This is a genomic window from Brevundimonas olei (assembly GCF_037055245.1).
Classification (GTDB): domain Bacteria; phylum Pseudomonadota; class Alphaproteobacteria; order Caulobacterales; family Caulobacteraceae; genus Brevundimonas; species Brevundimonas olei.
The window spans coordinates 2,508,017-2,532,246 of the sequence record NZ_CP146369.1; the positions used below are offsets into that span (position 1 = coordinate 2,508,017).

Below are 24,230 nucleotides of genomic sequence, written 5' to 3' on the forward strand. Positions count from 1 at the left end.
CCCATGAGCATCCACGCCCGCATCGCTGAACTCGGCATCACCCTGCCCGAGCCCGCCAAGCCGGTCGCCAGCTATGTCTCCTACGTCCGCTCGGGCGAGCAGATCTTCATCTCGGGTCAGCTGTCGAACGACGCCAGCGGCGGCATCAAGGGCACCGTCGGCGTGGACGTGACGCCGGAGCAGGCCGCCGAGGCCGCCCGCCTGTGCGGCATCAACCTGCTGGCCCAGATCAACGCCGCCGTCGACGGCGACCTGGATCGCGTGGTCCGCATCGTAAAGCTGGGCGGCTTCGTCCAGGCCGGCCCTGACTTCGAGGCCATTCCCGCTGTCATCAACGGCTGCTCGGACCTGATGGTCCAGGTCTTCGGCGACGCGGGCAAGCACTCGCGCTCGGCCGTCGGCGTCTACAAGCTGCCGCTCGGCTTCGCCGTCGAGATCGACGCTGTCATTGAGGTGAAGTGACAACCATGCGTCACACCCTTCTCCCCTTGGGGGAGAAGGTGGCTCGCGGAGCGAGACGGATGAGGGGGCGGTTTGTTGCGCCCTCATCCTTGCCTCTTTCGCGCGCGGACACAGCCCCCTCATCCGAGCGCTTTCAGCGCCCACCTTCTCCCCCGAGGGGAGAAGGATAGAGGTGTCGGGTTTCACGCTTCAGGTGCACGACAGCATCGCCGCTATCGGCCGGGCCGCATGGGACGCCTGTGCGGCCCCAAGCGGCGATCCTTTCGTCTCCTACGACTTCCTCGACGCCTGCGAGGCGTCCGGCAGCGCCGTCCCGTCCGAGGGCTGGGCGGCGCGCCATCTGTCCCTGCACAATGAAGACGGCGTCGTGATCGGCGTCATGCCTCTCTATCTGAAGGGCCACAGCCAGGGCGAATACGTCTTCGACCACAGCTGGGCCGACGCCTATCAGCGCGCGGGCGGGCGCTATTACCCCAAGCTGCTGGGGGCTGTGCCCTTCACCCCCGCGACCGGCCCGCGTTTCCTCAACGCGCCGGGAACGGACGCCGCCACGGTGCGCGAGGCCCTGCTGCAAGGCGCGTTGACGCTGACCGAGCGGCTGGGCGTGTCGTCCCTTCACGTCAACTTCCCGCTTGAGGACGAGTGGCGCGCCATGGCCGAGGCGGGCCTGCTGCCGCGTCGGGACATCCAGTTCATCTGGCGCAACGACGGCTATCAGAGCTTCGACGACTTCCTGGGCGCCCTGTCATCCAATCGGCGCAAGACCATCCGGCGCGAGCGACGCGAGGCGCAGGCGGGCCTCGACATTCGCGTCCTCACCGGCGCCGAGATCACGCAGGCGCACTGGGACGCCTTCTTCGCCTTCTACATGGACACCGGCGACCGCAAATGGGGACGGCCCTATCTGACGCGCGACTTCTTCGCCCGCGTCGGCGCGACCATGGCCGACCGTATCGCCCTTGTCATGGCGTTCGAGGGTGATACGCCGGTAGCCGGCGCGCTCAACTTCATAGGCCGCGAGGCGCTGTATGGCCGCCAGTGGGGGACGCTGGTCGACCGGCCCTTCCTGCATTTCGAGCTGTGCTACTATCAGGCCATCGAGTTCGCCATCGCGCGCGGCCTGTCGCGGGTCGAGGCGGGGGCACAGGGGGATCACAAGATCGCGCGCGGCTACCTGCCCTCCCCCGTCTATTCGGCCCATTTCATCGCCGATCCCGCCCTGCGCGATCCGGTCGCCCGCTACCTCGAGCAGGAGCGCCCGGCGGTGGAGGCCGAGATGCACGCCATGACGGCGGAGCTGTCGCCCTACCGAAACAACTAGCTTCGCAATTTAATCAAGTTAGAGTACCCTTGTTACTTAAACACGGGAGATTTGCGATGTCAGCCTTAGCCCTACTCGTCTTTTCCGCCGCCTTATCCGCGCACGCCATCGCCCCCCTTCAAGTTTCAGCCGATTCATCCGCATCCCAAGAGACCGAGGAGAGGGTTGAAACTAAATCCACGTCTCGCCTCGACCGCACGGTTTGTCGCTCTCAGCCTAATGTCGGTTCCCGCTTACAGAACCGCCAACGAAGAGTTTGCATGTCTCAACGGGATTGGGACGCGCTCGACGCCGAACATGCCAGAGAGGCGCGCGACCTGACGCAACGCAATGGAACCAGCGTGCAAATCCCGCCTCCGGACGCCCCCAAATAGATCACGCAACCTCTTCGCCAGCCGCGCGCTTGTTGAGGAGACTATTCTCCTGACCCTGGTGAAGTATGACTGACCAACGCATTGAAGGCGCCGTGACCGAAGCAGGTGGCAAGGTGCAGAACGGCTTCGGCCGGCTGACCGGCGACAGCAAGCTTCAGATCGACGGCAAGCTGAACGAAGTGAAGGGCAAGGCGATGGACGCCTATGGCCGCGTCATCGACGGCTTGGACGGCATGGTGGACAAAGCCCCTGCCGACCTGCGCGACCCGGCCCGAAAGGGGCTTGATTTCGCCCGCCGCAAGCCGCTTCTGACCACAGGCATCATCGCCGGCGCGGCGGTGCTGCTCGGCGCCCTGAGCCGCAAGCGCTGACGAAGCCCTTATCCCCTCGAGGGAGAAAACGGCCCGGACGGCGACGTCCGGGCCTTTCTCTTTGAACCTGATGAATGATCAGGCCGTCTCTTCTTCCTCTTCCTTCACCGCCGCGCCCTTGGCCGGGGTGATGTCGAAGGCGATCTTGCCGTCCTTCAGCTCGACCTTGACGTGTCCGCCGCGGGTCAGGCGGCCGAACAGGATGTCGTCGGCCAGCGGCTTCTTGATGTGCTCCTGAATGACGCGGGCCAGAGGCCGGGCGCCATACAGTTCATCAAAGCCGTTCTTGGCCAGCCAGTCGGTCGCTTCATCCGTCAGTTCGATGGTGATGTTGCGGTCCGCCAGCTGGGCTTCCAGTTGCAGCACGAACTTGGTCACCACCGAGCGGATCGTCTCGGCGCCCAGCGGCTTGAAGGCCACGATGGCGTCCAGACGGTTGCGGAACTCGGGCGCGAACAGGCGTTGGATGGCCTTTTCGTCCTCGCCCTCGACCTTGCCCCGACCGAAGCCGATGGCCGCGCGCGCATTGTCGGCGGCCCCGGCGTTGGTGGTCATGATCAGGATGACGTTCCTGAAATCGACCTTCTTGCCCACGGCGTCGGTCAGCGTCCCGTTGTCCATCACCTGCAGCAGGATGTTGTAGACGTCGGGGTGCGCCTTCTCGATCTCGTCCAACAGCACGACGGAGTGCGGGTGCTGGTCGACGGCGTCGGTCAGCAGGCCGCCCTGATCATGGCCGACATAGCCCGGAGGCGCGCCGATCAGGCGACTGACCGTATGGCGCTCCATGTATTCGGACATGTCGAAGCGCTGCATCTCGATGCCGAGGGTGGCGGCGAGTTGCTTGGCCACCTCGGTCTTGCCGACGCCGGTCGGACCGCTGAACAGGAAGGCGCCGATCGGCTTGTTCGGGTCGCGCAGACCCGCCCGCGCCAGCTTCATCGCCGCCGACACCTGGTCGATCGCCTGTTCCTGGCCGAAGACGACGCGCTTGAGATCGGTCTCCAGCTCTCGCAGGGATTCCGTGTCCGATTTCGATACCGACTTGGGCGGGATGCGGGCCATCTTGGCGATGACGGCTTCGACCTCCTTCTGGCCGATGACCTTCTTGCGCTTGGATTCCGGCAGCAGCATCTGCGACGCCCCGGCCTCGTCGATCACGTCGATGGCCTTGTCCGGCAGTTTGCGGTCGGTGATGTAACGCGCCGACAGATCGACCGCCGTGCGGATGGCCGCATCGGTGAAGCGCAGCTTGTGGTGCGTCTCATAGGTCGTCTTCAGGCCCTTGAGGATCTTCACCGTGTCCTCAATCGTCGGCTCATTGACGTCGATCTTCTGGAAGCGGCGGACCAGGGCGCGGTCCTTCTCGAAGTGCTGACGGTATTCCTTGTAGGTGGTCGAGCCCATGCAGCGCAGGCTGCCGGACGCCAGCGCAGGCTTCAGCAGGTTCGACGCATCCATCGCCCCGCCGCTGGTCGCGCCGGCGCCGATCACCGTGTGGATCTCGTCGATGAACAGGACCGCGTTGTCGTGGCTTTCCAGCTCCTTGACGACCTGCTTGAGCCGCTCCTCGAAGTCGCCGCGATAGCGGGTGCCCGCCAGAAGCGCGCCCATGTCGAGCGAATAGATGGTCGCGTCCTTGAGGACTTCCGGCACCTCGCCGTTGACGATCTTGCGCGCCAGGCCTTCGGCGATGGCGGTCTTGCCGACGCCGGGGTCGCCGACAAGCAGTGGGTTGTTCTTGGTGCGGCGGCACAGGATCTGGATCGAGCGCTCGACCTCGGCCTGACGGCCGATCAGGGGGTCGATCTTGCCGTTGCGGGCCTTCTCGTTCAGATCGATGCAATAGGCCTCCAGCGCCTCGCCGCCCTGTTTGACGACCGAGCCGTCCTCGGCCTCTTCGGGGCTGGCGCCGCGCACCGAGCGGGCTTCATTGGCCCCGGCCTTCTTGGCGATGCCGTGGGCGATGAAGTTGACCGCGTCGTAGCGCGTCATGTCCTGCTCCTGCAGGAAATAGGCGGCGTGGCTTTCGCGTTCGGAGAAGATGGCGACCAGGACGTTGGCGCCGGTCACTTCCTCGCGGCCGGACGACTGGACATGGATGACCGCGCGCTGGATCACGCGCTGGAAGCCCGCCGTCGGCTTGGCGTCGTCGCCGTCGGCCGTGGCCAGGGCGGCCAGGTCGGTGTCGACATAAGAGCCGAGCGCCGCCTTCAGCGCGCCCAGATCGACGTTGCAGGCCGTCATCACGGCCGAGGCGTCCGGATCGTCGATCAGGGCCAGCAGCAGGTGTTCGAGCGTGGCGTATTCGTGCCGACGCTCGTTGGCGTAGTGGACCGCGCGGTGCAGGGTCTCTTCGAGAGGACGGGAAAACGAAGGCATGGCAGGTTCCTCTCAGTCCTTTTCCATCGTGCATTGCAGGGGGTGCTGGTGGCGCCGCGCCGTCTCGACCACCTGGGCGACCTTGGTTTCGGCCACTTCGTAGGTGAAGACGCCGCAGACTCCGACGCCATGCTGGTGCACGTGCAGCATGATGCGGGTCGCGTCCTCGCGGCTCTTCTGGAAGAACCGCTCCAGCACATAGATGACGAACTCCATGGGGGTGTAGTCGTCATTCAGGATCAGCACCCGATAGAGCGAGGGCCGCTGAAGTTTCGGCTTTGTCTCGGTGACGACGGCGGCGCCTGCGCCTCCGCCCTGTTCACCTGGCCGTCTGTTAGGCATTCGTGGTCCGTAGTCGGGGAGTGTCAAAAGATCAGATAGGGAATGATGGCCTGATTTGTAGATGCGTCCAGTCACAGCCTGCGTGACCCCCGTCGCCTGACCAAAGATTCACGGGACATCTCGGTTCAGGAACCGCACCAATGCGCTTCCGTTCCCTGCCCCGGATCGCCGCCATGCCCCTGATCGCCGGCCTGTTCGCCGCCCTGATGCTGGCCCAGACGCCCGCCGCCCCTCACGATGACGCCGCCCTCGCCCCCATAATCGCCGAACGGGACGCGGCCCTGTTTTCGGTCATGTTCGACCGATGCGATCCCGAGGCCCTGGCCGATCTGGTGACGGACGACCTGGAATTCTATCACGACCGGGGCGGACTGACGGCGACGCGGACGCGCTTCATCGACGATTATCGCCAGGGCTGTACGGCGCGGGCCGCCCCCGACGCCTGGCGCTCACGGCGCGAACTGGTGCCCGGCACGATGCGGGTCTACGCCATCCCCGGCGTCGGCGCCGTCGAGGAAGGCAGCCACCTGTTCTACGAACGGCAGGGCGACGGGCCGGAAACCCTGGTCGGGCGCGCCCGCTTCTCCGTCCTGTGGCGGTTGGAGCCGGACGGGCGCTGGCGGCTGGCGCGCGCCTTCAGCATCGATCACGCACCCATGAGCGCCGAACCGACACCATGAAAAAGGCCCCGGCGTTTCCGCCAGGGCCCCATTTACATTGAGCGTGCAGTCGCGCCTTAGCGGGCGGCCTGGAACTGCTCGACAGCGGCCGAAACGCGCTCATTGATCGGCTTGAAGCTGTCCTTGACCGAGGCGGTCATGGTCTCGGTCGCCTTGCCGAACTCGGCCAGATAGGCCTCGGCGGCCGACTTGGCCCAGTTGGTCTGCAGTTCGAACAGTTCCTGCACCGAGCGGGCCTGCGAGAAGGACTGGGCGGCGGCGACGCCGTCTTCCCAGGACTTCTTGCCGTAGGCCACGGCCTGTTGCGACAGGGCCTCGGCGCCCTTCTGGGCGGCGGCGGCGGATTCGACCACGGCTTCCAGGTTTTTCTTGCCGTGCGCGTTGATCTCGCTCAGCGAGGCGACCGACTTGTCGACGCCTTCGCGGAACGCCTTGGCGCCGGCGGCCTGGATGGATTCAGCCTGGGCCTTCGCCTTGGCGGTGGTTTGTTCGACGGTCTTCTTCACGGTCTCAGCGGCGTCAGCCATGGGGAGTCTCCTGAAGCAAAAAGGGTTCTTGCGACAGGCGAACCCATCGCGACAAGGGCGATATGGTGCACCTGCGAAAAGACTTCAAGTGAAATTTGTGCGACGCACAATATGATCACTGATAACCACGCGACGGTCTTGGGCGATCACAACTCCGTTGACGGCCCGTTAACCCTCTCGAAACCGGCAGGGCCGATGTTAGCCTTTGTAACGTGCGTGATCGCAGCCGTCTTCGCGCCACAGTGACGAGGCTAGTAGCTTGCCCATGAACGCCCTGTTTCGCCGTCGTTTCCTGGCCGCCCTGGTCCTGGGAGGCATCGTCCTGACGCCGACGATCGGCGTCGCGCCGCCGGAAGCCCAGTCGTCAGACAACGCTCGCTACGCCGCCATCGTGGTCGACGCCGCCTCAGGCGAGGTGCTGTTCTCGCGCTTCGCCGACGCCCGGCGCTATCCGGCCTCCATCACCAAGGTCATGACCCTGTACCTGACGTTCGAGGCGCTGGAGTCCGGCAAGGTCAAGCTGGACGACAACCTTACCGTCTCCCCGCGCGCTGCGTCGCAGCCGCCGTCCAAGCTGGGTCTGGCGGCCGGTCAGACGATCAGCCTGGACGACGCCATGCGCGCCACGGCCGTCCGCAGCGCCAACGACATGGCCGTGGTCATCGCCGAACACATCGGCGGCTCCGAAGGCCGCTTCACCCAGATGATGACGGAAAAGGCGCGCGAGCTGGGGATGGAGCATACCCGCTTCACCACCGCCAACGGCCTGCCCGACACGCGACAGGCGACCACGGCGCGCGACCTGTCGATCCTGAGCCGCGCGGTCATGCGCGACTATCCGCAATACTATCGCTACCTCGGCCTGCACGACTGGTTCTACAAGGGCCGCGACTACCGCAACACCAACGGCCTGCTGGCCACGGGGCGCGGCTATGACGGCATCAAGACCGGCTTCACCAACGCCTCGGGCTACAACCTCGCGGCCTCCTCGGTGCGCGACGGCAAGCGGATCATCACCATCGTCATGGGCGGCCGCTCGACCAAGAGCCGCAACGACCACGTCGCCGAACTGATGGACACCGGCTTCGAGGTCCAGCGACGCCGCGGCCAGGGCGAGCGAATCCAGGTGGCCCAGGCCTTCTTCGAGCAGCGCGGCTATGGGATCAGCGCCGATCCCTCGCCGCCCGTCGCCTACGCCTCCCTGTCCGACGAGGACGGCGAAGGCGTCGGCTCCTCGACCGAGGTGGCCTATGTGGCCGGCCCGCCGCCGCGCAACCTGCCGACCGAGGTGACGCCGCCGCCGTCGGCCCGCCGCGCAGAGAACCGCCCGCCCGAAAACCTGACCGCCGCCCTGAACGGCGGTTCGGCCGCCGCGCCGGCCCGCGCGACCCGCAACCCGCCTGCGCGCGCCGCCGCCCCTGCCCCGGCCGGTCGCTGGACGGTCCAGGTCGGCGCCTTCCGCGAGGAGGCCGTGGCCCGCGACTGGCTGAACGACGTCAGCCGCCGCTTCCGCACCCAGTTCTCGAGCGCCCAGCGCGACGTGCAGACGGCGAACGGCTGGTATCGCTCGCGCTTCACCGGCATGACCCAGCAGTCCGCCGAGGCGGCATGCGAGGCCCTGTCGGAGCGTCGCGTCACCTGCATGGTGATCCGCCCCAGCTGATCTCAGCGTCCCTGATTTCTCAGCGTCCCTGGCCGTTACGCCATCCCGGCTCGGCCAGGCGACGGGCGTAATCACGCATGTCCGCCGGCCAGGCCTCCGTGCGGGCGTCAAACGCCGTCCAGTCGCCCGCGAACAGCATCCGCACGGCCTCTTCATAGTCCGGCAGGTCGCCCGCCACGGCCGTCATGAAGCGATAGGCCGCCTCGCGGCTGCGACGCATCCGGTCCGGCCCCTCCGCCTCGCGCAGGGCGGCTTCGACCAGCTTGCGCAGAGCCACCGAGGCCCCGCCCGGCTGTGACGCCAGCCAGTCCCAGTGGCGCGGCAGCAGGGTCACCTCCCGCGCGGTCACGCCCAGCTTCGGCCGCCCCGGTCCGCGCTTCTCCGGCTCAGGCTGCGGCTGCTCCTGCGGCAGACGCGCCAGCACCGCCTCCAGATCGCCGCGCAGATCCAGATCGATCGGTCGCGCATCCTCGTCGCGAAAGACCAGGACCGCTCGTCCGGCGTCGTGCGCGGCTTTCGTCGCTGCGGCGACCTGAACCAGCGGTCCGGCCGCGATCATCGTGTGGCCGTCGAAGGCCGTGCATAGGGTCATCATCCGTCCTCGCTTGTTGAAGACGGAATTACCCGGATGATATTATCGCGTCAATACTATCCGGGTAATTTATTAGCCCCGCTCGTCCACGCCCCCGAACAGGGCGCCGGCGATCCAGCTGACGACGCCGGTGACGATGGCCGCGCCGATCCCGGCCCACAGGCCGTCGACGACGAAGCCGCCCAGGAACATGGCCGTCAGCCCGATCATGGCGGCGTTCACCACCAGCAGGAACAGGCCGAAGGTGACGATGGTCAGCGGCAGCGTCAGGATCACCATCAGCGGCCGCACGAAGGCGTTGACCACGCCCAGGATGACCGCCGCCGCGATCAGCGAGCCGGTCGAGGTGAACTCCACCCCCGGCACCAGTTTGGCCGAGGCCCAAAGGCCGATCGCCGTGACCACGGCCTGAACGATGAAACCCAGCATGACGCCTCCGTGTGTAGAACCTTGACCATATAAGCGCATGGGGCGGCGTTCCGCTCCGTGCGCCGGGCGAGATCGCCTGCTAGGCTGGCCGCCCTACCCCGAAGGAGACCCCCATGAGCCTTCACGGCGCCTACGACCCGGACAACATCTTCGCCAAGATTCTGCGCGGCGACATGCCCAGCGTGAAGGTGTGGGAGGACGACGACGTCCTGGCCTTCATGGACGTGTTTCCCCAGTCCGAGGGTCACGTCCTGGTCGTGTCCAAGACCTCGACCGCCCGCAACATCCTGGAGATCGAGCCCGAGGCCCTGGCCAGGCTGACCGCCGCCGTCCAGCGCACCGCCCGCGCGGTCGAGAAGGCGCTGAAGCCCGAGGGCCTCAGCCTGATGCAGTTCAACGGCGATGCAGGCGGCCAGACGGTCTTCCACCTGCATTTCCACATCGTGCCGCGCTGGGCCGACCGCCCGATGAAGGGCCACGGCCACGCCCCCATGGCCGACGCCGAACAACTGAAAGTCCTGGCGCAGCGCATCGCAGCCGAGCTGGACTGACGGCCTACAGCGGCCCCCTGAAGATGAAAAAGGCGCCGCCGGCGATCAGGGCGAAGCCGATCAGGTGGTTCACCGTCAGCTTCTCGCCCAGGTACATCACCGAGAAGATCGCGAAGACCAGCAGGGTGATCACCTCCTGCATGGTCTTCAGTTCGGCCGCCGAATAGACCTGATGGCCGATGCGGTTGGCGGGCACGGCCAGCCAGTATTCGAAGAAGGCGACGCCCCAGCTGATCAGGACCACGATCCATAGCGGCTTGGCCCCGAATTTCAGGTGGCCGTACCAGGCGAAGGTCATGAAGACGTTGGACAGCGCCAGCATGACGATGGGCGCGAGATAAGGCAGCGACGGCATTCGATCAGTGTGCTTGCGTCAAACAGATTCCGCCAGCATAAGGCGGGCCACGCCGGTTTAGCTCAGCTGGTAGAGCAGCGGTTTTGTAAACCGAAGGTCGCGGGTTCGATTCCTGCAACCGGCACCACTCTCGCGGCCGCCTCCTTCATGTCCGAGACGACCAACAAGCTGGGTCACAGGATCCGAACGCGGGGCGCCCGCACCCGCCGCGCCCTGCTGGACGCCCTGCGCGCCCTGCTGAACACCAAGCATCTGGGCGAAATCCGCCCGGCGGACGTGGCGATGACGGCCGGGGTTTCGGCGCCGACCTTCTACACCTACTTCGCCTCGGTCGAGGAAGGCCTGCTGCTGCTGTGCGAGGAGGCCGGGGAGGACTTCCAGCGACTGGGCGCCCATATCCACGCCGACTGGTCGGGCGAACGCGCCTTCGAATCGGCGCGCGCCTATGTGCTGGAGGTGCTGGGTCTGTGGAGCGACCACGGGCCGGTGCTGCGGATCGAGCACATGCTGGCCGACATGGGCGAACCCGCCTTCGCAGAGAGCCGCATCCGCCGCCTGCGCCGCCTGCACCTGGCGCTGGAACGCCGCATCGCCCAGGCCCACGCCAGCGGCCTGCACCCTGAGGGCCTCAATCCCCGCCTGGCGTCCTATGAAACGGCGAACCTGGTGGAATCCGTGGCCGCCGGCTTCGAACTGATGCGACGCGCCGACACGCCCGAGGCCATCATCGACACCACCGCCCATATCGTGGTGAAGCTCACCACCGGCCGCTGAGGCCGCCCGCCTGCGCTTGGACAAGCTGTCCATTGCGGCGACGCCCCCATGGGCTAAAGCATGCCCCTCGGCCAAGGAGTGCGTCATGTCCCGTCTTTCGTCCTTCCCCTCGATCCGCCGCGCCGCCGGCCCGGCTATCGTGATGGCCGGCGCCCTTGGCCTGGCCGCCTGCGGTCAGAGCGCCAGTCCCGCAGCCGACAGCGCGCCCGAAGCGCCCAAGGCCCCGGCGCCCACCGAGGCCGAGAAGCTCGCCATGCTGGCCGCCCTGCCCGCCCCCTATAATGATGGCGACCTTGAGAACGGCCGACGCGCCTTCGCTCGCTGCCGCTCATGCCACACGATCACGCCCGGCGGGCCGAACATGACGGGGCCGAACCTCTATGGCGTCTTCGGCAGCAAGGCCGGAGCGCGGGAGAAATACAGCTATTCCCACGCCATGCGGACGGCGGACTTCGCCTGGGACGCCGAAACCCTGGATCACTGGCTGCAGAACCCGCGCACCTTCCTGCCCGGCAACAAGATGAGCTTCGCCGGCCTGCCCGACGCCACGGACCGCCGCGACGTCATCGCCTTCCTGAAGGTCGAGACGGGGTTCAAGTCAGAGTAACCTCCCGCCCTTCTCCCCTTGTGGGAGAAGGTGGCCGAGCGCAGCGAGGTCGGATGAGGGGTTGCGGGACGTCTAACGCGCGCCCTTTCATCGAGGTCGCAAGACCCCTCATCCGTCTGCCTTCGGCAGCCACCTTCTCCCACAAGGGGAGAAGGAAACTACTCCGCCGGGCTCATATCCGGCTCCAGGCCGTCGCGTTTCTCCTGGGCCTCCCACTCCTCGATCTTGCGGGCGGTGTATTCGGGCGACTTGGTGAAGCGCGCCAGCACGCCGTAGATCACCGGCACCACGAACAGGGTCAGCACCGTCGCGAACATGGCGCCGGTGAAGATCACCACGCCGATGGTCTGACGGCTGCCCGCGCCCGCGCCTTGCCACAGCACCAGCGGCAGGGCGCCGAAGGCGGTGGCGATCGAGGTCATGATGATCGGGCGCAGACGCAGTGACGAAGACTCGATGATGGCCTCGCGGATGGTCCGCCCCTGATCCCGCAGCTGGTTGGCGAACTCCACGATCAGGATGCCGTTCTTGGCCGCGACCCCGATCAGGATGATCAGGCCGATCTGGCTGTAGATGTTCAGGCTGGAGCCCGCCATCAGCAGGCCGAACAGCCCGCCCGCCGCCGCCAGAGGCACGGTCAGCATGATGACCGCAGGGGTGATCCAGCTCTCGAACTGGGCCGCCAGCACCAGGAAGACCAGCAACAGGGCCAGAGCGAAGGCCCAGCCCACGGCGCTGCCCGCCTCCTGCTGGTCGCGGGCGGCGCCGCCCCAGCGGATGTTGGTCACGCCCTGGGGCTGTTTGGCGACCTCGGCCATCAGAAACTGAACGGCGTCGTCGATGGTGGTGCCAGGGTTCAGGTCGGCCTGAAGGGTGATGGCCCGCTGGCGATCCAGACGGCGACGGTCGGGCGTGTCGCCCGAGGTCTTGGTCGTGACCACCGCCGACAGCGGCACCAGTTGGGCCGTGCCGGTCGAGACGTAGAGCGCCTCCAGGTCGGTGACCTCGCGCCGGTTGTCGCGGTCGGTTTGCAGGATGACGTCATACTCCTGGCCGCCCTTGATGTAGGTCGTGGCGCGGCGCGAGCCGAACATGGTCTCCAGCGTACGACCGATCTGTTGGGTCGAGACGCCCAGGGCCGCCGCCTTCTGCGGATCGACGTCGACCAGCAAGCGCGGCGCGTTCGGTTCATAGTTCAGGCGCGGACGCGAGAAGCCTGGATTCTCCTGCGCCGCCGCCAGGATCGGCTGCAGCCAGTTGTAGATGGCGGCGTACTCCGACCCCGTGACGATCATGTCGATCGAGTTGGAGTTGCCGCCGCCGCGCTGGAAGGCACCGGGCGTCGAGGCGTTGACCTGGGCGCCGGTCTGATTGCGCAGCTTGACGTTGATCTCCTGGGCGATCTGATCGGCCGAGCGTTCGCGCTTGGACCAGTCGACCAGGGTCAGGCTGGCGTTGCCCGAGTTGAAGCTGCCGCCGCCGAAGCCCGGCGCCGAGATCAGGAAGGAATCGACCTCGCCGTTTTCGCGGTACTCCGCCAGGATCGGCTCCAGGCCCAACATGATCTGACGCGTGTAGTCGAAGCCCGTGCCCTCAGGCCCGCTGACCCGGATGCCGACACGGCCCCGGTCCTCGCTCGGCACCAGTTCATTGGGCAGGTGCAGGAAGATCCCCCCGGCCCCGGCCGCCACCAGCACGATCAGGGCGCCGACGCCGACAATGGCGATGCGCCGTCCCAGCAGGGCGTCCAGCGATGCGGCGTAGGACCGCTTCAGCGTCTCCATGGCCGCATCGACGCGACGGGCCAGCCAGCCGCCGGTCTGGGCCGGCTTCAGGATCTTGGACGCCAGCATGGGCGACAGGCTCAGCGCCAGGAAGGCGGAGAAGGCCACGGCCGCCGCAATGGCCGCCGCCAGCTCGACGAACAGGCGGCCGACATAGCCCGGCAGGAACAGCAGGGGCGCGAACACCGACAGCAGGACGATGGTCGTGGCCACGACGGCGAAGAAGACCTGGCGCGCCCCACGCTCGGCCGCCACCAGCGGCGGCTCGCCATGGTCCAGACGGCGCTGGATGTTCTCGACGACGACGATGGCGTCATCGACGACGAGGCCGATGGCCAGAACCAGGGCCAACAGGGTCAGCAGGTTCAGCGAGAAACCCAGCGGAGCCAGAACGATGAAGGTCGCCAGCAGGCAGATGGGCGCCACCACCGAGGGGATGATCGCCGCCCGCAGGCTGCCCAGGAAGATGAAGTTGACCAGGGCCACCAGCGCCATCGAGATGCCGATGGTGATCCACACCTCATCAATGGCGTGAGAGGTGAAGACAGAGTTGTCCGAGCCGACTTCCAGCGTCGTGCCGGGCGGCAGGCTGTGGCGGACCTCTTCGATCAGGGCGCGCGCGCCTTCGGATATCTGCAGGTCGTTCGACTGGGCCTGGCGGGTGATGGCCAGGCCGATCTGGTCGATGCCGTTGCCGCGGAACAGGCGGCGCGCCTCGGCGGGCGCCTCCTCGATCCGGGCGATGTCGCCCAGCCGGGTGACATAGGCGGCGTTGCCGATCAGGGCGCCGGTGACCCCGTTGGTCATGGCCGCGGACGCCGCGCCCAGGGTGCCCGACGCCTGGGCTCCCGTGGCCGTCGAGGCCGAACCGCGCGTGCCGATCGGCAGTTGGGCGAAGTCCGCCGGATCGGCGTAGTTTCGGGCGACCCGAACCGTATAGTCCTTCTGAGCCGACTCCAGCGAGCCGGCGGGCAGTTCGACGTTCTGGTTGTTGAGGGCGCTCTCGACGTCCGTGACGGTCAGGCCACGCGCCGCCATGGCGCCGGCGTCCAGCCAGATCCGCATGGCGTAGCGTTGCTCGCCGAAGATGTTGACCTGGGCCACGCCCGGCACGGTGGCGAAGCGGTCGACCAGATACCGACGGGCGTAATCGGTCAGCTCCAGCCGGTCCATGGTGGTGGACCGCAGGAACATGATGAGGATGGGCTGGCTGTCGGAATCAGCCTTGGCCACTTCCGGCGGATCGGCCTGATCCGGCAGGCGGCCCAGCACGCGCGAGATGCGGTCGCGCACGTCATTGGCCGCATCGTCGATGTTGCGGTCCAGCGAGAACTCGATGTTGACGTTGGACCGGCCGTCGCGGCTGGTCGAGTTGATGCGCTGGACGCCCTGGATGCCGGCGATCTGCTGCTCGATCGGTTCGGTGATCCGGCTCTCGATCACCTCGGCGGAGGCGCCCGCGTAGCTGGTGCTGACCGAGACGACCGGCGGGTCCACGTCCGGCAATTCGCGCACCGGCAGGAAGAAGAAGGCCGCCAGGCCGATGACGCACAGAACGATCGCCGCCACCGCCGCGAAGACGGGGCGCCGGACCGAAACATCAGACAGCATCATGGGCGGGCCGCCTGCGTCGCGCGGGCGCCGCCCTTCGTTTGAGCACGGCCTTGGGCGTTTTCACCCTCGACGCTGATGGGCGCGCCGGGCTGGATGCGGTTCAGACCCGAAGCGACGATCCGATCATTGTTGGCCAGGCCCGAGACGATCTCGACATAGCCGCTTTCGACGGCGCCCGTCTGAACCTCGACCCGCTGGGCGGTCGCGCCCGTCTCGCCGCGCGCGATGCGATAGACGAAGGCGCCCTGGCCTTCATACTGAACGGCCGCCTCGGGCACGGCCAGGCTCTGGCGACGGCCCTGATGCACGGCGACGCGCATCATCATGCCGGGGCGGATGCGATTGCCGGGGTTGGGGAACTCGGCGCGGGCGATGACGGCGCGGGTCTGTTCATTGACCCGCGTATCCAACAGGGAGATGCGGCCGTTGACCTCTTCACCGGGGAAGGCGTCCGTGGTCGCCGTGAGCGGCGCGCCGACCGGCAGGACCCCGAGATAACGCTCCGGCAGCGGGAAATCGACGCGCACGCCGCTCATGTCGTCCAGGGTGGTGATGACCGAACCCGGCGAGATCAGCGTCCCCGGCGTGACCGAGGTCAGGCCCAGAACGCCGGCGAAGGGCGCGCGCAGGATGCGGTCGCCGCGACGGGCCTCCGACGCCGCCAGGGCGGCCTGGGCGGTCTTCAGCGCCGTCTCGGCCGTCTCGGCCATGACGCGCGGCGCCACCCCGCGCTCGGCCAGGATGCGATAACGATCGTACTCGCGCTGAGCGTTCTCCAGCTGGGCGCGCGCCCGGATCAGGTCGGCGTCTTCCTCACGCGCCTGCAGTTCGACCAGGGGCGCCCCCGCCGCCACCGACTGACCGTCGGTGAACATGACCTGGGTCACCAGCTCGGTCGTGTTGGAGGTGATGTTGACCGAACGACGGCTGCGGGCGACGCCCAGCACGCGAATCTGATCAGCGAACTCGCGCCGCTGCGCCACGACCTCGGCCACCAACTGGCCGCGCCCGGCGCCGGGTCCCCCCGGACCGCGCTGATGGGCTGCGTCGCCGCCGCTGAAAGCGATCCTGACGACCGCCGCCACGACCATCAGCCCCAATAAGCAGGCCGCGCCGATAATGAAAAAATGGCGTTTGAACACGCGACGCAGTCTCCCCGACAACAAGCGCCCCCGCTTAACGGCTCACCGCCATTACGCAAATAACGTATCTGTAACGTGAGGAACCTCGGATTCCGTCGCGGAATTCCGGATTAAAATCGACGCCAGATTCCGATGACCGGCCCTCTGCCCGCAGGAATTTCACGCCCGGCCGCCGCGTGGCGCCACCCCGCCTGCAGCCGCCAGTCCCCGAATTGGCGCACCACCGAACCTTCCAGCGACAGCCAGCGCGCCCCGCCGTCGCCATCCGCCGCCCCGCCGAAGGCCTGGACCATCACCATCCAGTCGCGATTGATGTGCACCCCGGCCGTCGCGTCCGCGCGAACCTCGTCCGGCAAGCCGTCGCGCCAGCGGCGCGCCGCCTGGAGGTCGACGAAGGCGCGCTCGAAGGACCGCCCCGCCAGCAACCGGACCTCCCAGTCGCTGTCGCCCGCGCCGGGCGGGGCGTAGCCGGCGTTGCGTCCCGCTCCGCCCTCCGCATAGCCCACATAGACGGCGGCGACGTTGCGATCATCACGGTAGGCCTGCCAGCGTACGCCCAGTTCGATCGGACCCAGCCCCTGATAATCGAGGAACTCATCGCGGCCGTCCTGCCATTCGCCCTTGGCCTGCAGGGTGAGACGATTCGTCAGTCCATATTCGACAAACACGCTGGCCACGATATCCCGGCGACCGCCGGGCAGGTCGACCCGGTCCCCGTCGGCGGCGTAGAACTCTTCCGCACGGATGTTCTCGTATTTGACGATGACCTCGCCCTGCCCCTTCGGCGGGCTCCAGGCGCCGGCCTGCGCCGCGTGAGTCAAGGCCAGCGCCGCCAGGCCGGCCAGAAGGCCGATGCTTCCTCTCCCCCCCACAGCCCGTCCTTCCTAGACGTCGTAGCCGGGCGATCTTCGCTGCAACTGGCGAAGGGCGCCGGGCCAGGCCAGGGACGAGACGAAGCCGATGCCCCGGCCCTGCTCCCTGGTCTCGGCCTGCGCCACGTCGGGCGCGATCAGGACATTGTCGCGCCCCGCAGACAGGGCCGCGACCTGCTGGGCGCAGGCGCGCTCCAGGAAGAAGATGCCGATCCAGGCCTCGGCCGCCGTGCTTCCGACCGCCAGCGTTCCGTGATTGCGCAGCAGCATCAATGGCTTGTCGCCCAGGTCCGCCACCAGGCGCTCGCGCTCGTCATGATTCAGCGCCAGCCCCTCATAGCCGTGATAGGCGACCTGGTGCTGCAACAGGCAGGCGTTCTGGCTGATCGGCAGAAGGCCCTCCTTCTGGGCCGCGACGCCGACGCCGTTCACCGTGTGCAGATGGATGACGAAATGCGCCTCTTCGCGGGCCGCATGGACCGCCGAATGGATGGTGAAACCCGCCGGATTGATGAAGCTGGTCGTGTCCTGAACGACATTGCCGTCCAGATCGACCTTCACCAGGGAAGATGCTGTAATTTCATCGAAATACCAGCCGTAGGGATTAATCAGAAAGTGATGCTCCGGTCCCGGCACGCGGGCCGAGACATGGGTGAAGATCATGTCGTCCCACCCGTGGAGCGCCACCAGACGATAGAGAGCCGCCAGTTCGACCCGCGCCTTCCACTCCGCCTCGGACACCTGGGACTTCAGCGAGGTTGCGTCCGTCATCGGCCTTCTCCCCTTATCAGCGTTCAGGTGAAACCTCTCTCCGCCTCCGCCCTGCGTCAAGTCGCCGAACGCCGTCAGGGGACCGAAAACGGAAGACTTGGTTAACCCTGTTTTCATCGACGCGAGCGAACACTGCCTGCTGCGCGGCGCGGCCGCATCATCGGGGGATGTTCCGTGGACTCAATCGTGGCGTTCGCATCGTCCCGATCCGGCGATCCCCTGCCGCTGGCCAGCCTTCATCAACTGATCGACCTGGCCGCCGGACGCCCGCCACAGGAGCGACAGCGCCTGCTGCTGGGCGTGGCTGATCTCTATCATTCGGTCGGCGGCCAGGCGGACGCGCCGCCAGCCCTGACCGAGGTGTTCATCGCCATGGTCCGCGCAGCCGAACAGGACATCCGGCGCGTCCTGGCCGAGAGGCTGGCCGACGCCGCCTGGGCGCCGGCGGATCTGATGCGCCTGCTCGCCGCCGACGCAATCGAAATCGCCCGCCCGGTGATCGCCGCCAGCCCCCTGCTGATGGACGCGGATCTTCTGGCCTTGCTGCAGGACGCCTCGCTGGAGCATCAGGTTCAGGTGGCTTTGCGGCCGGACCTGGGACCCGGACCGGCGCGCGTCATCCTGGATCGCGGCGAACCCGCCGTCATGACCGCTCTTGCCGTCAACCGGACCGCGCGGCTGGAGGCGCGGGACATGACCCGCCTGGTGGACAAGGCGCGCTCCATCGCCGCCCTGCGCGCGCCGCTGACGCGCCATCCTCAGCTGAGCGAGGATCAGGCCCTGCGGCTCTACGCCTGGGTCGGCGACGCCTTGAGGCAGGCCATATCTCAGCGCTTCAGCCTGGACGCCTCGGCTCTCGCAACGGCGGTCGCCGCCGCCGCCCAGGAAGCGGCCGGAATCACCCCAGACGAGGCGGCCGCCCGTTTGGCCGCCAAGCTGCATGCGGCGGGACAGTTGCGCCCCTCCACCCTGATGCGGGCGCTGAGGGAGGAGAAGCTGGACCTGTTTATCCACGCCCTGGCCCGGCTGAGCCGCCTGGAAACAGAGGCCCTGCGGCGCGCCCTGCGCGGCGACAGCGCCCGGCCCCTGTTCCTGGCCTGCGCCGCGGCGGGCCTGGACCGCGCCGCCTTCCCCGCCCTGCTGCGCGAGGTTCGCCAGCTGAACCATGGCCTGCCGCATGACCCCGACGGCGAAGCCTGGCGTCCGGCCGAACGCTCGGCGACCCAGGCCGCCTATGAATTTCGCCTGCTGACCGCGCCCGAAGACGGGCCGTCGGTTTGACAGCGGGCCTCCGCTCCGCTTGCGTAGCGCCGTGACTCAGTCCTTCCAGCCCACCGCAATCACCTTTGTCGCCAGCGACCGGCCCGAGGCCGAGGCCGCCCGCAAACGGTTGAGCGAACGCTACGGTTCGGTTCCAGCCGCCGAGGCTGAGGTGATCGTCGCCCTGGGCGGCGACGGCTTCATGCTGGAGACGCTGCACAACAACCTGCAGCTGCGCACCCCCGTCTATGGGATGAATCGCGGCTCGGTCGGTTTCCTGATGAACGACTATGAGGAAGACGACCTGCTGGACCGACTGGCCCAGGCCGACCGCACCGTGCTGCACCCCCTGCAGATGGACGCCTGGGTCGAGAGCGGCCAGGTCCACAGCGGCCTGGCGATCAATGAGGTCTCCCTGCTGCGCCAGACGCGCCAGAGCGCAAAGCTGCGCATCAGCATCAATGACAAGGTGCGGCTGGAGGAACTGACCTGCGACGGCTGCCTGGTGGCGACGCCGGCGGGTTCGACCGCCTACAACCTGTCGGCGCACGGGCCGATCATTCCCCTGGACGCGCCCAGCCTGGCGCTGACGCCGATCAGCGCCTTCCGGCCCAGGCGCTGGCGCGGCGCCCTGCTGTCGCACACGGCGCGGGTGCGTTTCGACGTGCTGGAGCCGGACAAGCGGCCGGTCAGCGCCACCGCCGACAATTTCGAGGTGCGCCGCGTCTCGCGCGTGGAGGTGCGCGAGCGGCGCGACATCACCCTGACCATGCTGTTCGATGCGGGCCGCTCCTATGAAGAACGGGTCATGGCCGAACAGTTCGCGGCCTGAGCCTCGCCGATAAGCGTTGTCACCGGATTTTAAGCCTCTGTGCGACAGACTGGCGATTGCTGTTGAGGAGTCATCTCGTGACCAACCAAGTCATCCGCCCGCCCAACCCCCTGCGCGCCAAGGTCGGCGGCGGATTCGGCGGCATTGACGCCAGCGCGATCGCCAGGGCCGAAGAGGCCCTGAAGGCCATGTCGGCCCAGTTCGGCCAGTGGCTGAACGATGAGGTGGCCAAGCTCGACAAGGCCCAGGCCGACATCCGCAACCAGGGCTATAGCCCCGAAACGGCCGAGGCCCTGTATTTCCGCGCTCATGATCTCAAGGGACTGGGAACCACCTACGAATATCCGCTGGTCACGCGCATCGCCGCCTCCCTGTGCCGGATGCTCGACGACGCCGACAAGCGGATGCAGGCCCCGCTGGCCGTGGTCGACGCCCATATCGACGCCATCAAGGCCGTGGTGCGCGACAAGATCCAGACTGACGACCATCCGGTCGGCCGCGACCTGGCCGAGACCCTGGAAGCTCGCGCGGCGGAACACCTGGGCTAAGGGGGCGCGGCTCAGGCCGCGCTGACGGCCCCACGCCAATCGTCGCCAGCCGGGCGGTCCAGCCGTTCCAGCAGATAGGCCAGGTCTTCGCGCGCCGCGTCCGGACGCTGGCTGAGGAAGCGCTCCAGCATCCGCTGGCGGAAGGCGGCGCTGCCGGTGTCGCCGCCCTCGGCCTGCAGCGTCCGCCAGGTGTCGACTCCGGCGCGAAACGCCTGGAACAGGCGCGGCGGCATTCCCGCGCGGTCATAGATGGCCTTCAGCCCCAGAGGCCCGGCGTCGTGCACCATCAGCCAGGCGCGATGGTGCGGCGTGCCCGCCAGTTCGGCCAGGGCGTGTTCGAACAGACCGATCTGGCCGCGCGCCAGCGCCCTCAGCAGCAGCGACGGCGTCAACACCCGACGACTGTTCAGCCCGGCCACGAAGGCGGGCAGATCGTCGGTCGTCCGCGCCTGATCCACCAGGTCGATCGTCGCCCGCTCCCGCGCGAAATCGGCGAACTGTATGGCGGTCTCGGGCGCCAGGGCGTGGCGGGTGATCAGATGCTCGCGTACCGCTTCGCTGGCCAGGACCACCAGCCGCTCGGTCACCGACAGCGGCAGGACCTGACGATAGGCCAGGGCCGATATCACCTCGGGGGCGTCACTGAATCGATCCAGGGCGACGCCCAGAGCGGCTTCGGACAGGTCGGCGTTGTCATTGGCGGCCAGAGCGGCGACCGCCTCCTGCTTGCCTTCCGCAGCCAGGACCGTCGCCACGTCACGCGGCACGCGCGGGCGGGACGCCACCGCCACCTGGCGCAGCGCCGTCCCGGCGCGCACGATCTCGATCAGGTCGTCGTCCGTGAAGGCCGGGCAGCTGTTGATGATGGGCAGGGCCACGCTGTCCACGTCGCCCGCCAGCCGGCGCGCCGCCTCGCGCGGCATGATGTCCGAAGCCTTGAGCGTCACCGCCACGGCCCGACGCACCAGTTCCGCCGCATCCGCCGTCAGCACGCCCAGAATCTTCTGCGCCGCCTCGCGCCCCGCATCGTCCAACGGCATCCGGTCGATGCTGCGGCACAGCTTGTGAGCGGCGGCCGCGCGCTCGTCCTCCAGATCAGACTTGATCAGGCGCCGGATGTCGCTTTCCGTCAGTCTGGCGCGGTAGGCGGTCATGGCTCGGAGGCTCAGGGTCAGCGAGGAATCAATCGTCACCCCTAGCGTTACATAGTTAACGCTCTCTTAGGAATAAGGCGGAAGCGTGGTTACGCCACCTTGTCCTCAGGCGGAGCGAAGGCCCCGCCGAATCCGCCGCCCGACCCCCGCCCGTCCTGGCCCAGCAGAAGCGCCAGAAGACTCTGATCCTGCTTCAGCCGGTCCAGACGCGCGGCCAGCATCCGATCCTTCTCGCTGAGTTCCGGAACCGCCTTGCCCGCGCCGACCCCGGACGCCGGGAAGGCCTCGCCCGCCGTGCGCTGCAGGTTGGCGTGAACCTCGGCCGCCGTCGCCGGTCGACCGTTGCGGTAGAAGATGGAGCGGTTGGCCGAGGCCGCTTCGGGGAATAGAGCCGCCGCGCTGGACTGGGGTCGCGACTGCACCGCCTCCAGCAGCTTGGCCGCGCCCGCCGGGCCCAGGAAGTGGGCGGCGTAAAGATCGCCCGCCCCCGGCTCGCGCCCCGTGCGGCCGCGCAGATAGGCGGCGTTGGAGGCCGTCAGCTCGGCCGCCATGGTGGAGGCCGCATGGGGGTCGAAACGCAGGTCCAGCACCACATTGCGCGCCGAGCCCCGCACCTGCCAGCGTCCATCCCCGCCCTGGTAGATCAGGTCCGCATACTGGCCGTAGCCGTGCTTGGCGCCATGCCGCTTCACCGTGCCCAGCCAGGTCTGTTCGATGAACTGGAACAGGCCCGAGGCCGAGGAGGTCGGCGCGCGCGCATTGGGGTTCATCGCGCTTTCTCGGCGCGCGGTCTTCATCAGAAAGTCGAAATCCACGCCGGTCGAGGTCGAGGCGCGCCGAATGGCCGCCTCCACGCCGCCGGATGATGGAATCGCTTTCACGCTCATGTGTGAACGGTCGCTAACCTAGGTAAACCAAACCTTAACATCGCAGCTTCGCCGTTAACAATTCGAAGCGCCACAATAAGGCCGCAAGCAAAGCGCGAACTCTGTTCCGTGGGTGCTGGGGAGGGCCTGCGACAGGAGGCGCGTAAGTCATGATGATGCGTATCGCCGGCGGCCACGGCGTGGTCAGCCCCCTCGACTTCCAACAACGCAAGAAGCCCCTACCCCGGTGGGTGTGGGCGATGATCACAGCTTCGGCCCTGGTCCACGTCGGCGCCGGCGTCTGGCTGTATCAGCAGCGGTTCGAACTGGCGGACGTGCCGCCCGCGCCGACGGAGCCCCAGCCCACGATCGTCGATCTGATCCGGCCGCCCTCGCCGCCCAAGCCGGAGACGCCGCCCAAGGCCTCGCCCGCGCCGACGCCGCCGATCCACCGACCGACGCAGGTCACGCCCAGCGACGTCGCTCCGCTGGAGGTCCCGGTCGCTCCCGTCGTCAGCCACGACGCCGGACCGGTCATCAACCTGACTGAGCCTGCCGCCGAACCGGCCGCCGGAACCACGGTCACGCCTGAGCCGCCGAAGCCCGCCCCGGTCATCACCCAGCCCGACTGGGTGCGCAGGCCGACGGCGGATCAGCTGATGCGCGCCTACCCTTCTTCGGCCGAGGCGCGCGGCATCGGCGGGGTTGCGGAACTGTCCTGCCTGGTGCGGGTGGACGGCAGCCTCACGGGCTGTTCGGTCACATCAGAAACGCCTGGCAATCAGGGGTTCGGCCGGGCGGCGGTGAGCCTGAGCCGCTACTTCCGCCTCAGCCCGCGCACGGTGGACGGTCAGGCGGTCGACGGCGCCCACGTCACCATGGCGATCCGATTCACCCCGCCGACGGACTAAAGGAATCGCGAGGGATGGAGGGTCGGCTCAGCGACGGGCCGGCCCTCTGTCGCATCGGCGACGACGGCGCCGATCAGCGGACCCAGCAGCCAGCCGTTGCGGCGCGGCCCCAGCGCGACATGCAGGCCCGGCGCGACCCGCCCCGCCATCGGCAGGCCGTCAGGCGTCGTCCCCCGCACCCCTGCGCGCCAGTCGATACCCAGCGGACGCGGCGCTTCATCCAGCACGGCCCAGGCGGCGGCGAGCATAGCCTCGCAACGCGCGGCATCGGGGATCACGGAGCGTTCGCCTGGCTCCATCGTCGCCCCGATCACGGCGCCCTCGCCCATCGGCGCGACATAGGCGCCCGGCCCGCGCACGACATGATCGACCAGCTTCTCCTTCACCAGACCGATCTGACCGCGAATGGGAGTGATGCAGGCGACAGCCGCCTGCGCTTCGCGCGGCAGGCCGCCCAGAGCCGGATCAGCGCCGGTGGCCAGAATCAGATGCTCCGCGCGCAAGGCGCCCGCCGTCGTCTCGACCCGCCAGTCCGGCCCGTCCGGAGCCATGCGCAGCGCCCGCGCCTCGATCACCGTCAGTCCCTGCGCCAGAGCCGCCAGCGCCTGAGGCGGATCGACCTTGGCGTCCTCGTGCGTCGTCAGACGGGCCGAGGCGGCGTCGTACTGATGCTGAAAGCCCCGCGCCGTCATCCGCGCCGCCAGTTCGGCGACGTTTCCGCCGCGCCATTCAGCCACATCGCCATACAGGCGCACGCCCGTCGCTTCGGCGAAGGCCGGCCACAGATCGCGCGCACGACGCAGCACCCCCGCCGCCTCTGGCGACAGATCGTCGGTGGCGCATTCCATGGCCGGCGCGATCATGCCCGCCGCCACGGCCGAGGCGTTGACGCCGCCCGGATCGACCACCGCCACGCGGCGTCCGCGTCGTCTCAGCTCGGCCGCCGCGCACAGGCCCAGAGCGCCCGCGCCGATGATCAGGGCGTCGAAGGAAGGTTCGGGGGAATTGAAATGGGGCACGGGATGTCCTTCGACCTCCCGCGCCCC

General features: G+C 67.9%; 25 protein-coding genes and 1 tRNA gene. 13 read left to right on the forward strand and 13 right to left on the reverse strand.

Annotated features, from left to right (window positions below; translation table 11 throughout):
• Positions 1-3 precede the first annotated feature (3 nt).
• The 3 genes from V8J38_RS12125 (at position 4) to V8J38_RS12135 (ending at position 2,528) form a co-directional block, all read left to right on the forward strand.
• The gene (locus tag V8J38_RS12125; protein ID WP_291781475.1) at positions 4-462 is read left to right on the forward strand and encodes a RidA family protein; all 459 of its coding nucleotides are present in this window, start codon (positions 4-6) and stop codon (positions 460-462) included.
• Positions 463-634: 172 nt separating this feature from the next.
• Positions 635-1,783: a GNAT family N-acetyltransferase gene (locus V8J38_RS12130; RefSeq protein WP_338576020.1), complete on the forward strand. Its 1,149-nt coding sequence runs from the start codon at positions 635-637 to the stop codon at positions 1,781-1,783.
• A 439-nt stretch (positions 1,784-2,222) separates the two neighbouring features.
• Positions 2,223-2,528, forward strand: a complete 306-nt coding sequence (locus V8J38_RS12135; protein ID WP_338576022.1) for a CsbD family protein — start codon at positions 2,223-2,225, stop codon at positions 2,526-2,528.
• A 78-nt stretch (positions 2,529-2,606) separates the two neighbouring features.
• Here the strand turns inward: V8J38_RS12135 and clpA are convergent, their stop codons facing one another.
• Both clpA and clpS read right to left on the reverse strand, forming a co-directional pair.
• Positions 2,607-4,910, reverse strand: a complete 2,304-nt coding sequence (clpA, locus tag V8J38_RS12140; protein ID WP_291781466.1) for an ATP-dependent Clp protease ATP-binding subunit ClpA — start codon at positions 4,908-4,910, stop codon at positions 2,607-2,609.
• A gap of 12 nt (positions 4,911-4,922) precedes the next feature.
• Positions 4,923-5,252 carry an ATP-dependent Clp protease adapter ClpS gene (gene clpS / locus V8J38_RS12145; protein ID WP_003164443.1) on the reverse strand — a complete coding sequence of 110 codons (330 nt, stop codon included), beginning with the start codon at positions 5,250-5,252 and terminating at the stop codon, positions 4,923-4,925.
• A gap of 140 nt (positions 5,253-5,392) precedes the next feature.
• Between clpS and V8J38_RS12150 the strand changes: the two genes are divergently transcribed.
• On the forward strand, positions 5,393-5,932 hold the full coding sequence (locus V8J38_RS12150; protein WP_338576024.1) for a nuclear transport factor 2 family protein: 540 nt from the start codon (positions 5,393-5,395) through the stop codon (positions 5,930-5,932).
• Between the two features lie 56 nt (positions 5,933-5,988).
• Here the strand turns inward: V8J38_RS12150 and V8J38_RS12155 are convergent, their stop codons facing one another.
• Positions 5,989-6,459 (reverse strand): phasin family protein, encoded by a 471-nt coding sequence (locus V8J38_RS12155; protein ID WP_200166636.1) that lies wholly within the window; start codon positions 6,457-6,459, stop codon positions 5,989-5,991.
• 265 nt (positions 6,460-6,724) lie between these two features.
• Here V8J38_RS12155 and V8J38_RS12160 point away from each other — a divergent pair, with 265 nt between their 5' ends.
• Positions 6,725-8,122: a serine hydrolase gene (locus V8J38_RS12160; protein ID WP_338576027.1), complete on the forward strand. Its 1,398-nt coding sequence runs from the start codon at positions 6,725-6,727 to the stop codon at positions 8,120-8,122.
• 19 nt (positions 8,123-8,141) lie between these two features.
• Here V8J38_RS12160 and V8J38_RS12165 read toward each other — a convergent pair whose 3' ends face one another.
• Complete coding sequence (locus V8J38_RS12165; RefSeq protein ID WP_346487493.1) at positions 8,142-8,714, reverse strand: DUF2239 family protein; 573 nt, start codon at positions 8,712-8,714, stop codon at positions 8,142-8,144.
• Positions 8,715-8,786: 72 nt separating this feature from the next.
• Positions 8,787-9,143 carry a phage holin family protein gene (locus V8J38_RS12170; RefSeq protein ID WP_338576031.1) on the reverse strand — a complete coding sequence of 119 codons (357 nt, stop codon included), beginning with the start codon at positions 9,141-9,143 and terminating at the stop codon, positions 8,787-8,789.
• Between the two features lie 113 nt (positions 9,144-9,256).
• Here V8J38_RS12170 and V8J38_RS12175 point away from each other — a divergent pair, with 113 nt between their 5' ends.
• Positions 9,257-9,694, forward strand: a complete 438-nt coding sequence (locus V8J38_RS12175; protein ID WP_291781445.1) for an HIT family protein — start codon at positions 9,257-9,259, stop codon at positions 9,692-9,694.
• A 4-nt stretch (positions 9,695-9,698) separates the two neighbouring features.
• Here the strand turns inward: V8J38_RS12175 and V8J38_RS12180 are convergent, their stop codons facing one another.
• A complete protein-coding gene (locus V8J38_RS12180) occupies positions 9,699-10,049 on the reverse strand; it encodes a DMT family protein (RefSeq protein ID WP_291781441.1) in 351 nt (116 codons plus the stop codon).
• A gap of 51 nt (positions 10,050-10,100) precedes the next feature.
• Between V8J38_RS12180 and V8J38_RS12185 the strand changes: the two genes are divergently transcribed.
• The 3 genes from V8J38_RS12185 (at position 10,101) to V8J38_RS12195 (ending at position 11,430) form a co-directional block, all read left to right on the forward strand.
• Positions 10,101-10,176, forward strand: a tRNA-Thr gene (locus tag V8J38_RS12185).
• A 20-nt stretch (positions 10,177-10,196) separates the two neighbouring features.
• Positions 10,197-10,823, forward strand: a complete 627-nt coding sequence (locus tag V8J38_RS12190) for a TetR/AcrR family transcriptional regulator (RefSeq protein WP_312220255.1) — start codon at positions 10,197-10,199, stop codon at positions 10,821-10,823.
• Positions 10,824-10,908: 85 nt separating this feature from the next.
• Positions 10,909-11,430: a cytochrome c family protein gene (locus V8J38_RS12195; RefSeq protein WP_338576033.1), complete on the forward strand. Its 522-nt coding sequence runs from the start codon at positions 10,909-10,911 to the stop codon at positions 11,428-11,430.
• 158 nt (positions 11,431-11,588) lie between these two features.
• Here the strand turns inward: V8J38_RS12195 and V8J38_RS12200 are convergent, their stop codons facing one another.
• The 4 genes from V8J38_RS12200 to V8J38_RS12215 form a co-directional block, all read right to left on the reverse strand.
• Positions 11,589-14,825, reverse strand: coding sequence for an efflux RND transporter permease subunit (locus V8J38_RS12200; RefSeq protein ID WP_338578627.1), 3,237 nt, complete (start codon positions 14,823-14,825; stop codon positions 11,589-11,591).
• Positions 14,825-15,970, reverse strand: a complete 1,146-nt coding sequence (locus V8J38_RS12205; RefSeq protein WP_291781432.1) for an efflux RND transporter periplasmic adaptor subunit — start codon at positions 15,968-15,970, stop codon at positions 14,825-14,827. The genes V8J38_RS12200 and V8J38_RS12205 overlap by 1 nt, the downstream gene beginning before the upstream one ends.
• 110 nt (positions 15,971-16,080) lie before the next feature.
• A complete protein-coding gene (locus V8J38_RS12210; protein ID WP_338576035.1) occupies positions 16,081-16,842 on the reverse strand; it encodes a hypothetical protein in 762 nt (253 codons plus the stop codon).
• 12 nt (positions 16,843-16,854) lie between these two features.
• Positions 16,855-17,613, reverse strand: a complete 759-nt coding sequence (locus V8J38_RS12215; RefSeq protein WP_338576036.1) for a class II aldolase/adducin family protein — start codon at positions 17,611-17,613, stop codon at positions 16,855-16,857.
• Positions 17,614-17,799: 186 nt separating this feature from the next.
• Between V8J38_RS12215 and V8J38_RS12220 the strand changes: the two genes are divergently transcribed.
• The 3 genes from V8J38_RS12220 to V8J38_RS12230 all read left to right on the forward strand — a co-directional run bounded on the left by V8J38_RS12220 (position 17,800) and on the right by V8J38_RS12230 (position 20,253).
• Positions 17,800-18,894 carry a DUF2336 domain-containing protein gene (locus V8J38_RS12220; RefSeq protein WP_338576037.1) on the forward strand — a complete coding sequence of 365 codons (1,095 nt, stop codon included), beginning with the start codon at positions 17,800-17,802 and terminating at the stop codon, positions 18,892-18,894.
• A 31-nt stretch (positions 18,895-18,925) separates the two neighbouring features.
• Positions 18,926-19,705, forward strand: coding sequence for an NAD kinase (locus V8J38_RS12225; protein WP_291781419.1), 780 nt, complete (start codon positions 18,926-18,928; stop codon positions 19,703-19,705).
• A 77-nt stretch (positions 19,706-19,782) separates the two neighbouring features.
• Positions 19,783-20,253 carry an Hpt domain-containing protein gene (locus V8J38_RS12230; RefSeq protein WP_338576040.1) on the forward strand — a complete coding sequence of 157 codons (471 nt, stop codon included), beginning with the start codon at positions 19,783-19,785 and terminating at the stop codon, positions 20,251-20,253.
• Between the two features lie 11 nt (positions 20,254-20,264).
• Here V8J38_RS12230 and V8J38_RS12235 read toward each other — a convergent pair whose 3' ends face one another.
• Both V8J38_RS12235 and V8J38_RS12240 read right to left on the reverse strand, forming a co-directional pair.
• Positions 20,265-21,407: a DUF2336 domain-containing protein gene (locus V8J38_RS12235; RefSeq protein ID WP_291781413.1), complete on the reverse strand. Its 1,143-nt coding sequence runs from the start codon at positions 21,405-21,407 to the stop codon at positions 20,265-20,267.
• An 89-nt stretch (positions 21,408-21,496) separates the two neighbouring features.
• Positions 21,497-22,294: a transglycosylase SLT domain-containing protein gene (locus tag V8J38_RS12240; protein WP_338576043.1), complete on the reverse strand. Its 798-nt coding sequence runs from the start codon at positions 22,292-22,294 to the stop codon at positions 21,497-21,499.
• A gap of 149 nt (positions 22,295-22,443) precedes the next feature.
• On the opposite strand from V8J38_RS12240, the gene V8J38_RS12245 reads away from it, so the two are divergent.
• Positions 22,444-23,184: an energy transducer TonB gene (locus tag V8J38_RS12245; RefSeq protein ID WP_338576045.1), complete on the forward strand. Its 741-nt coding sequence runs from the start codon at positions 22,444-22,446 to the stop codon at positions 23,182-23,184.
• Here V8J38_RS12245 and V8J38_RS12250 read toward each other — a convergent pair.
• Positions 23,181-24,203 (reverse strand): NAD(P)/FAD-dependent oxidoreductase, encoded by a 1,023-nt coding sequence (locus V8J38_RS12250; RefSeq protein WP_338576047.1) that lies wholly within the window; start codon positions 24,201-24,203, stop codon positions 23,181-23,183. The genes V8J38_RS12245 and V8J38_RS12250 overlap by 4 nt on opposite strands.
• Positions 24,204-24,230: the final 27 nt, after the last annotated feature.